Genomic DNA, 8,746 nt, shown 5'->3' on the forward strand with positions numbered 1-8,746 from the left:
TTCTCCGGCGGCAGCACCGAGAAATCCGCCCCCGTGCCCGGGCTCATGCTGGCGACATGGGCCTTGAAGGGGTGGCCCGGATAGGCGTCGACATCGATGGTCGCCGGTTGTCCCGCGCGCATATGCGTCAGGTCGGTCTCGCGGAAATTCGCCTCGACCCAGAGCTGCCGGCCCGACAGCAGCGAGAACTCGGTGGCGCCGGGATTGACGAAGTCGCCGACCTGCAGGTCCTCAACCCGGGCGACGATGCCGTCATCCGGCGCCGTCACCGTCGTGTAGGAGAGATCGAGCCGTGCCCGGTCGAGCTGGGCCTGCGCGGCGCGCACCGACGGATGCCGGTCGGCATCGATCTCCGGGTCGCCGTTCAGTGCGGCCACGGTGCTGGCGACCTGCTGCTCGATCGACGCGATATGCTGGCGGGCCACCTTGAGATCCGTGTCCGCCCGCTCGAAGGCCGCGCGCGGCGCCCAATCCGAAGCGGCCAGCGCCTTCTTGCGGCCGAACTCGCGCTCGGCGAAGTCCGCGGCATCCCGGGCAGCCTGGAGGTCGGCTAGCTGCTGGCGCCAGGTGGCCTTGAGCCCCTCGACCTGCAATTGCGCGCTGCCCAACTGTGCTTCGGCATGCTCGACCGCGATCCGATAGGGTTCCGGGTCGATCCGGAACAGCAGCTGGCCGCGCCGGACGCGCTGGTTGTCGGCGACCGCGATCTCCACCACCTGGCCGGCGACGCGGGCATTGATCGACTCCCGCGCCGCGCGGATGAAGGCGTTGTCGGTCGAGACATAGGGCTCTCCGGCGATCTCATACGCCGCGCCGGCGGCCGCAAGGATCAGCGGGACGGCGATCAGCAGCGGCCGGCGCAGCCGCTCCCGCCACCCCCGCCGCGGCCCGCCTTGGTCGAGCACCCGGCTCGACACGGCGTCGCCCGCCAGGATCTGCGGTCCACGGTCCTCGCGCCGTTCAAGGACAGGTGTCGCCGGGCTGCCGGGTACGGCGGTCAGGGTTTGCATGATGGGCCTCATGGCCATTGAATTTTGTACCGTACAGGACAAATATGTTCCAGCAGATGCCTCGTCAAGGATTTTATCCGCTATGGTACAAAAAAAGAGCACCGCGCCGAGCGGCCGGGGCCGGCCCCGCGCCTACGACCCGCAGGCGGCGCTGCGGCAGGCGACGGACCGGTTCTGGACCAGCGGCTATTCCGGCACGTCCCTCGACGACATCGGCGCCGCGACCGGCATGAACAAGCCCAGCCTCTACGCCGCGTTCGGCAGCAAGCACGCGCTGTATCTCAAGGCGCTGGACGGCTATTGGCAGCGGGTCTTCGCCGCGATCCGCGAGGCGCTCGCCGATGACGGCGTGCCTCTGGGCGAGGCGCTGATGCGCGCCTATGAGGGGCAGCTGTCGTCCTATTTCCCGGATGACGGCCCGTCGCGCGGCTGCTTCGCGGTGGGAACCGCGACGGCCGAGGCGGTCGGGGATGCCGAGATCCGGGCTCTACTGGCCGACGGGCTCGGCGCCCTGGACGCCGATCTCGAAGCGCGCTTCCGCAGGGCGCGCGAGGCAGGCGAGCTGAAGGCGGAGGCAGACCCCGCGGCGCTCGCGGTGCTCGCCTCGGCGATGCTGCACACCGTCGCCATCCGCGCCCGCGCCGGCGTCCCTCGCGCCGAGTTGCGGGAGATGGCGCGCAAAGCGGTGGCCGCGATCTGCAGCTGACCGCCGGGCGCGGGCCGGGTCAGCCGGTGCGCTCGCCCCATTGCGCCCGGGAGGGGCCGGGCTCGAACGGGTCGGCGAAATAATGGGTCTCGCGCGCCACCCTGCCGTCCCGGAACTCCATGACGCTCACCGTGAAGGATGGCCGGCCGTCATAGTCGAGGATGAACTCCGTGACCCATAGGTCGCCCGCGCCGAGGATGCGACGGACGGTGACGCGCTTGGTGTTCGGCTGCGCGGCGCGGGAGGCCTGGATGTTGTGCCGGCCGCGGATGCGCTCGCCCGACCGCGGATATTCGAGCAGCGCGTCGTCGCGGTAAATCGCGTGCTCGGCGTCGAAGTCACCGGCGTCGGAGGCGGCCCAATGTCGATCGAGCGCCGCGGATCCCGTTCTCATCCATGCCTGGTGCTCCGTCCCGGCAACAAGGGCCGGTACAGAGTAGCGAGCAGTGCTCGACAGCGCTAGAAACGGCCGAGAAGGCGGTCCATCACTTGCCCAACGCCTGCGGGCTCTCGGGCAGGATAAGATCAAGGTCGCTGGCCGGTCGGAACCGTCCTGCCCGTCCGCCTCGCGCCATATCCGGCCCTAAATGGGGCGCGGATAGCGGACACCCTTAGATCCCGCAGAATCCGGCCTCTTTCGCTCAGCCCCGGCTTCCAAGCGCGCCCGAAAGCGGCCGTCTCACCCAGCTCTACAAAGCGGACATGACCCGACGCGACCCGTCCCTGCCAGGCTGGCCCGGCTCGGGAACGCCATATGCGGTCATCGAAGAGCGTCCTGGCAGCCGACCCTACCAAGCCCGCGGAATTTGCGCCGCTTTTCGACGATTAGGCCGGGCCAGGGCGCCCCAAACGGGCCCTCGCGCTCGAACCCCGAACCGGTCACAAGCGCAAGCGAGCCCGACGCGAACTCCATTTGACACAGGCATGCCGAGCACGGTTGCACTGGATGCAGACGACGCTTCTATACGGGTCCGGACCTTAACTGCCGGCAGGCCTGATAGGAGCGACGGATGGATCGGCTGAAGGCCATGGAGACATTTGTCCGTGTGGTGGAGACTGGAAGTCTCTCCAGGGCGGCGAAGGCGCTCGGCCTGCCTCGCTCCTCGGTCACCATGACGATGCAGCGCCTGGAGCATCATCTGGGTGTGCGGCTCCTGCATCGCAGCACGCGGCGGCTTGGTCTTACCGAGGAAGGGGAACTCTATCTCGAACGCTGCCGCGCCATCCTGCTCGAGGTCCGGGCTGCGGAAGACAGCCTGCGTCCGGACGGGCGAGTGAGCGGTCGCCTGCGGGTCGATATGCCGCCGGTCATCGGTCGTTCGCTTATCCTGCCGGCGCTGGGTTCGTTTCGCGAGCGCTATCCCGATGTCGACATGGCGATCGGCATGAACGACCGCCTGGTCGACCTCGTCCAGGAAGGCGTCGACTGCGTCATCCGCACCGGAACTCTTCCCGATTCCAGCCTCATGACACGGCGCGTCGGCAGCTATCGCTGGGTGGTGTGCGCCTCACCGGACTACCTGGAACGCCATGGCGAGCCGCGAAACGTCGCGGCGCTCGCTGGCCACGTGCTGCTGGGCTATTCCTCGGCGCATAATGGCCGTCCCGACAAATGGATGATGACCGAAGGCGATGTCTCCCACGCGATCGAGCCGCGTGGAGGCCTGGTGGTCGACGAGACCTTCGCTCTGCTGGATCTCGCCTTGGGAGGCTTCGGGCTGGCCCGCCTGTCGGACTTCATCGTGGCCGCCGATATCGCCAGCGGGCGCTTGCGCGAGGTGCTCGGCCAGTGCCGCTCGGACCACGTGCCGATCTCCCTGCTGTTTCCGCCGTCGCGGCAGGCTTCGCCTCCCGTCCGGGCATTCATCGATTGGGTTAGGGCGCTGTTTGCCAGCCGGGATTCATGAGAGCACGACCGCTCGTCCGGTTATGGCGCGCCAGGTGTCGGGGCCAGCGTCTTCAGATAGGCGATGACGTCCTGGCGGTCGTCGGCTTTCGGCAAGGCGATGGTCATCCGCGTGCCGGGCACGAGCTTTGCCGGCGCCTCCAGAAACCGGTCGAGCGTGGCTTCATCCCAAGTGAGGCCGCTCGCTGCCAGCGCCGGCGAATATTTGTAGCCGATGACAGAGCCGGCCGGCCGCCCGACGACGCCGGCGAGGCCGGGCCCGGTCCGGTTCTGGGTCGTTGCCGCGTGGCAGACGGTGCATCGCTTGAACACGCTCTCCCCTCTTGCGGGATCGCCGTCGGCTCGGGTGGGCTGGATCGTCGAGACAAGCAGAAGGGTGGCGGCGAGCACGCCGGTGATCGATCGCATGGGACACCTGTGGAATAAGACAAAGATCGAGGGTTAGCCGCCGAGCGCTTCGGGCGTGATCGGCAGATGCCGGAGGCGCTTTCCGGTCGCCGCGAAGACGGCGTTGGCGACGGCTGGCCCAATACCGGACGTGCCAGCCTCGCCGACGCCGAAGGGAGCGGCACCGCTTTCGACGATGTGCACGGTGATCCGCGGCGCTTCGTCCATCCGCACGGCCGGGTAGCTGTCGAAATTTCCCTGCTCGACGCGCCCGCCCGCAAAGGTGATTTCACCATAGAGGGCGGCGGAGATGCCGAAGATCGCACCGCCCTGGATCTGGGCGGCGATGGTATCCGGGTTGATCACCTTGCCGCAGTCGACGACGGAGGTGACCTTCGTCACCCGCGCGGAGCCCCGCTGGTCGACGGCCACTTCGGCGACATGCACCAGGATGGTGCCGCCGAAATCCTGGATGAGGCTGACGCCGCGACCCGTTCGCTCGCCCGCCCTGCCATCTGGCAACGGCGTCCCCCACCCCGATGTCTCTGCCGCCAGGTCGAGCACAGCGTGCAGCCGCGGATCGTCCGCCAGATGCATGCGGCGGAACGCCAGCGGATCGATGCGCGCCGTGGCGGCCAGCTCATCCATGAAGCTCTCGACCACGAAGGCATTGTGCGTGGTGCCGACACCGCGCCAGAAGCCGGATCGATAGGCCGGGCTCTCGCGGCGCACATATTCAATCCGCACGTTATCAAAAACGTAGGGGCCGACCGCGCTGGTGATCGCGTCGGGATCTAGGCCGTCGCTGCGAATCGCGGCCGGCAGCCAGCGCGTCAGCGGCGAGGGGCCGACGACGCGATGCGCCCAGCTGGTGATCCGGCCGGAGGCATCGAGGCCCGCCTTCAGCAGGTTCAGATAAGCCGGGCGATAGAAATCGTGCTGAGTGTCCTCCTCGCGGCTCCACACGATCTTCAGGGGATGATCGACCTGTCGGGCGAACAGCACCGCCTGGGTGACGTTGTCGGATTCCGCCCGACGGCCGAAGGAGCCGCCGAGATACTGGTTGTAAACCTCCACCTTCTCGACGGGCAGACCGGCGGCCGTGGCTGCCGCTGCCTGCGCGCGCGTCGCCGCCTGGGTGCCGATCCAGACCTCGCATCGTCCGTCGTGGAGATGGACCGTGCAATTCAGCGGCTCCATCGGTGCATGTGCGATCATCGGCAGGCGGTAGGAAGCCTCGACAGTATGCGCCGAGCGGGCGAGGCCGGCTGCCACGTCGCCGGCGGACGGGCCGGGCACGGCAATGTCCGACGCGGCCATCTCCAGATCCGCGAACAGCGCCGTCGTCGAGAAACCGGCGTTCGGGCCGTCATCCCAGGCCACCACCAGGGCATCGAGCCCTTTCTTGGCAGCGGCCCAGTGGTCGGCAACGACCGCGACCGCGTCGTCGATGCGCAGGACATTGCGCACGCCGCCGATCGTCCGCGCGGCGCTATCGTCCAGCGTGGCGAGCCGCCCCCCGAGCACCGGGGAGGCCATGACAGCCGCGACCTTCATGCCGGGAAGCCGCACGTCGATGCCATACTGCACGGCGCCCTGCACCTTCGCGGCCGAATCCAGCCGCCGGTGCGGCGTGCCGATGAGGCGAAAGCCTCCCGTCTTCAGCGGGACATCATGCGGGACCGGCAGGGTCGCGGCGCGCTCGACGAGATCGCCATAGCCGATCTTCCGCCCGGTCGGCACGTGGACGACGGCGCCGTCGTTGGCCCGGCACGAGGTGGCGTCCACGCCCCACACTGATGCCGCGGCGGCAACCAGCATCTGACGCGCGGTCGCCCCGGCCCGCCGCATCGGTTCCCAGGCCGCCCGCATCGAGAGCGAGCCGTCGGTCTCCTGATCGCCCATGATCGGGTTGGCGTAGAGCGCGTCATTCGCCGGAGCGTGCGCGACGGTGACGGCATCGAGGTCGATCTCGAGTTCCTCGGCGATCAGCATCGGGACCGAGGTATAGGTCCCCTGGCCCATCTCCACGTAGGGCACGATCAGCGTCACCACGCCGTCGCGGGCGATGCGCAGAAAGGCGTTGGGCGCAAAGACGACAGGCCCTTCGGGCTGCCCAGCGGCGGAATCGGCTGCGAGCGGTATGCCGATCATCAACGCGCCCGCGGCGGCCGCTCCGCTGGCCAGAAAGGCGCGGCGAGACATGTCCGCGTGCGACACAGGCTTCGTCACGGCCGGCTCTCCCCATCCGCAGGACGTCCGGCCGCCACCTGCCGGATCGCATCCTTGATGCGGTTGTAAGTGCCGCAGCGGCACAGATTGCCAGACATCGCCGCGTCGATGTCGTCATCGGTGGGGTGGGGATTCTCGGTGAGCAGCGCCGTCGCCGACATGATCTGTCCGGGCTGACAGTAGCCGCACTGGACCACTTCCATGTCGAGCCAGGCCTGCTGGACGCGCCGACCGGTCTCGGATGCCGCGCCCCCCTCGATGGTGGTGATCCGCGACGAGCCGACGGAGTCGATCGGCGTTTGGCAGGCGCGCGTCGCCGCGCCGTCGACATGGACGGTGCAGCAGCCGCAGAGGCCGGCGCCGCAGCCGAACTTGGTGCCGCTCAGTCCCAATATGTCGCGCAGCGCCCAGAGCAGAGGCGTGTCCGGATCCGCCTCCACCTGTCGGATCGTGCCGTTGACGATGAGGTCGTAGGTCATGTTCCCGTCCCACAATCGTGAGTGTCGCCGCGAGCTCCACGAAGAACGCGCCAGGTGATCCGCGGCGCGCTCGTGCCGGGGCTTCGGCCCTGCTCACTAAATTGTTCGGACCTTTCATTCGGAAGGCTTCCGATGGCGGCGGGCGTGTTCATGTAATGTGAACAATGTCTGATTATGCCACTCTCCCTGCCTCGTCGTCGGCGAGACAACGCATCAGTGCAGGCCGTCGTAGATCCACCATGTGGTCGGCCCCGCGTTAGAGTACTGATCCTACTTTCGCCTTGCGGCTCCGGCGTGCCGTCCCGGTCGACCCAAGGATCACGCGTCCAATGGACGCGTGCTCGTTGGCAGCCGGCGTGACTCGCAACAATGATGTTCGATCCATAGTGGGGCACGAACCGTGTCGTGCCAAAAGCTAGAGCCCGGCTACGCGCCAGTGAGCTTCCAGTGCGCGATCAACGCCCCGATCGCGCAATGCGTCGCCGGTACAATGCAGCCGAAACCATTCGCATCCATGCAAAGCGATCGCTGCCGGCATTAGACACAGCTTCGCATTTCTCTCCACATCTTGCCGGCCGACCAAGCCGGCCTGCGCCATAAGCGGTCATCGCCGTGGCGTTGCGAAAGCGGACATCCTCAGATTAGCTGGTCCGGGCTGTTGATGACGCAACCTATCAGGGGCCAAACTGACTGGCCTCAGTGTATCAACGGATCGACGAACGAATGGAAAAGGAAGCCGCGATCCTGACCGCCTTGGATTATCTGCGCCGTCGCCTCGGCGAAGCTTCGTCCGTGCTAGCCGATCATTGGGAGGCGGATCGAACGGCCGTGGGAGTGGCGCATGCGTCGCAGCCCGATCGCCTTGTCTATATCAGCTTCGGCAATGAGGGTCGTCCCGGTTATTCGGTTATTTTGGAGCGCCGCTCGGCTTCGGGCATCGAGCCGGCATTCGAGCACTGCGGGAGCTTCAATGGGCTTAGCTTGGCAGCCTTGGCCAGGACGGTGTCGGAGCATCTGCACCCAAACCGTTAGCCGCGGGTCACACCGGGACGCAACGCGCCATTTCCGGCCATTTTCGTGGCATGCCGATTCCGGACATCGTCCAGGCCGGCGGAGCTCCCGGTCCGGGCGCTGCCGCAATCGATCTACACAGCGGAGTCGTCGATCCGAGCCAATAAGCCTTCATTTGGAATGGTGGCACCGGCTGGAGCAACAATCTCAATAACACGGCCGTTGCATGGGCTCGGGATCTCGGTAGTTGCCTTGCTCGTTTCGACCTCCAGGAGAGGCTGGTCTCGCTTAACCAGTGAACCTACCTGCACCAGCCACTGCTGTACTGTTCCTCCATCGATGTCTTCGCCGAGTTGCGGCATAAGGACGTCGCCCATGGTTCCTCCACAGGATGAAAGGTGTGAGCTCACGAGTCGCCACCCAACATGGACGCGTTCGACGGTCTGTGTTCGAAGTGCTTCAAGGCGCCTGGGTAGATGTATCCGGTTGGCTCGACAAAAAGGAGCATATTCCCGTGGCGGACTGGTGGCACCCGCTCCCCGCTGCAACTCCCAAAAAAAGCGGGCCGGCCCTACTCCTCTTGACGTCGGCGGCGCCGCACCGCTGATCATCCCATGCAGACGACGAGTCCGGCAGGACCGCGCCATTTCCGGACATGCATCAGCGCCCCGACGCCGGACCTCGCCCGAGCCCGAAGGATCCGGCCTTTTCCGACCGGCTCGGTCTCAATGGCTTGCCCGAAACCGGCCATAGCCGACGGAGGGACTACGCCATGCGTCACCAAGCTCGATCCGCGCAACCAAAGGCTCGACCGGACATCCAGCCCGTTAATGCCGACGCCACTTGCCGATGCTGCCCCCCGGCGGTTTCGCATTTGCATCGGTCGGCTCAGGCCGCCGCCTGGGTCATCGGCTGAATGTCATAGATGCGGAGCGGCACGCTCTTGCCCTTGAGGACAATCGGCTCGAGGGCAAGCGTCGCGACGGGCAGCCCGAGATGCGCCGCCGCCTCGACC

Annotated in this window: 9 protein-coding genes; 3 read left to right on the forward strand and 6 right to left on the reverse strand. The window is 67.0% G+C overall.

Annotated elements, in window-relative coordinates; genetic code table 11:
* The coding region (locus ABDW35_RS25805; RefSeq protein ID WP_343716727.1) for an HlyD family secretion protein at positions 1–1,010 on the reverse strand (1,010 nt) is incomplete at its 3' end.
* Between the two features lie 82 nt (positions 1,011–1,092).
* On the opposite strand from ABDW35_RS25805, the gene ABDW35_RS25810 reads away from it, so the two are divergent.
* A complete protein-coding gene (locus ABDW35_RS25810; protein ID WP_343716728.1) occupies positions 1,093–1,716 on the forward strand; it encodes a TetR/AcrR family transcriptional regulator in 624 nt (207 codons plus the stop codon).
* A 19-nt stretch (positions 1,717–1,735) separates the two neighbouring features.
* On the opposite strand, the gene ABDW35_RS25815 is transcribed toward ABDW35_RS25810, so the two are convergent.
* Complete coding sequence (locus ABDW35_RS25815; RefSeq protein ID WP_343716729.1) at positions 1,736–2,110, reverse strand: nuclear transport factor 2 family protein; 375 nt, start codon at positions 2,108–2,110, stop codon at positions 1,736–1,738.
* A 616-nt stretch (positions 2,111–2,726) separates the two neighbouring features.
* On the opposite strand from ABDW35_RS25815, the gene ABDW35_RS25820 reads away from it, so the two are divergent.
* Positions 2,727–3,623 carry a LysR family transcriptional regulator gene (locus ABDW35_RS25820; protein WP_343716730.1) on the forward strand — a complete coding sequence of 299 codons (897 nt, stop codon included), beginning with the start codon at positions 2,727–2,729 and terminating at the stop codon, positions 3,621–3,623.
* Positions 3,624–3,643: 20 nt separating this feature from the next.
* Here ABDW35_RS25820 and ABDW35_RS25825 read toward each other — a convergent pair whose 3' ends face one another.
* The 3 genes from ABDW35_RS25825 to ABDW35_RS25835 are packed head-to-tail and all read right to left on the reverse strand — an operon-like array spanning position 3,644 to position 6,720.
* Positions 3,644–4,030 carry a cytochrome c family protein gene (locus tag ABDW35_RS25825; protein ID WP_343716731.1) on the reverse strand — a complete coding sequence of 129 codons (387 nt, stop codon included), beginning with the start codon at positions 4,028–4,030 and terminating at the stop codon, positions 3,644–3,646.
* Between the two features lie 33 nt (positions 4,031–4,063).
* Complete coding sequence (locus ABDW35_RS25830) at positions 4,064–6,241, reverse strand: molybdopterin cofactor-binding domain-containing protein (RefSeq protein WP_343716732.1); 2,178 nt, start codon at positions 6,239–6,241, stop codon at positions 4,064–4,066.
* Positions 6,238–6,720, reverse strand: coding sequence for a (2Fe-2S)-binding protein (locus ABDW35_RS25835; protein WP_343716733.1), 483 nt, complete (start codon positions 6,718–6,720; stop codon positions 6,238–6,240). The genes ABDW35_RS25830 and ABDW35_RS25835 overlap by 4 nt, the downstream gene beginning before the upstream one ends.
* A gap of 723 nt (positions 6,721–7,443) precedes the next feature.
* Between ABDW35_RS25835 and ABDW35_RS25840 the strand changes: the two genes are divergently transcribed.
* Positions 7,444–7,752 (forward strand): hypothetical protein, encoded by a 309-nt coding sequence (locus ABDW35_RS25840; RefSeq protein ID WP_343716734.1) that lies wholly within the window; start codon positions 7,444–7,446, stop codon positions 7,750–7,752.
* A 113-nt stretch (positions 7,753–7,865) separates the two neighbouring features.
* On the opposite strand, the gene ABDW35_RS25845 is transcribed toward ABDW35_RS25840, so the two are convergent.
* Positions 7,866–8,108, reverse strand: a complete 243-nt coding sequence (locus ABDW35_RS25845) for a lipoyl domain-containing protein (RefSeq protein WP_343716735.1) — start codon at positions 8,106–8,108, stop codon at positions 7,866–7,868.
* Positions 8,109–8,746: the final 638 nt, after the last annotated feature.

It is taken from the genome of Inquilinus sp. (genome assembly GCF_039594555.1).
Lineage (GTDB): Bacteria > Pseudomonadota > Alphaproteobacteria > DSM-16000 > Inquilinaceae > Inquilinus.

Coding starts and splice junctions, on each gene's coding strand:
- ABDW35_RS25810 (WP_343716728.1), top strand. CDS start 1,093: ATGGTACAAAAAAAGAGCACCGCGCCGAGCGGCCGGGGCCGGCCCCGC.
- ABDW35_RS25840 (WP_343716734.1), top strand. CDS start 7,444: ATGGAAAAGGAAGCCGCGATCCTGACCGCCTTGGATTATCTGCGCCGT.
- ABDW35_RS25835 (WP_343716733.1), bottom strand. CDS start 6,720: ATGACCTACGACCTCATCGTCAACGGCACGATCCGACAGGTGGAGGCG.
- ABDW35_RS25845 (WP_343716735.1), bottom strand. CDS start 8,108: ATGGGCGACGTCCTTATGCCGCAACTCGGCGAAGACATCGATGGAGGA.
- ABDW35_RS25825 (WP_343716731.1), bottom strand. CDS start 4,030: ATGCGATCGATCACCGGCGTGCTCGCCGCCACCCTTCTGCTTGTCTCG.
- ABDW35_RS25815 (WP_343716729.1), bottom strand. CDS start 2,110: ATGAGAACGGGATCCGCGGCGCTCGATCGACATTGGGCCGCCTCCGAC.
- ABDW35_RS25820 (WP_343716730.1), top strand. CDS start 2,727: ATGGATCGGCTGAAGGCCATGGAGACATTTGTCCGTGTGGTGGAGACT.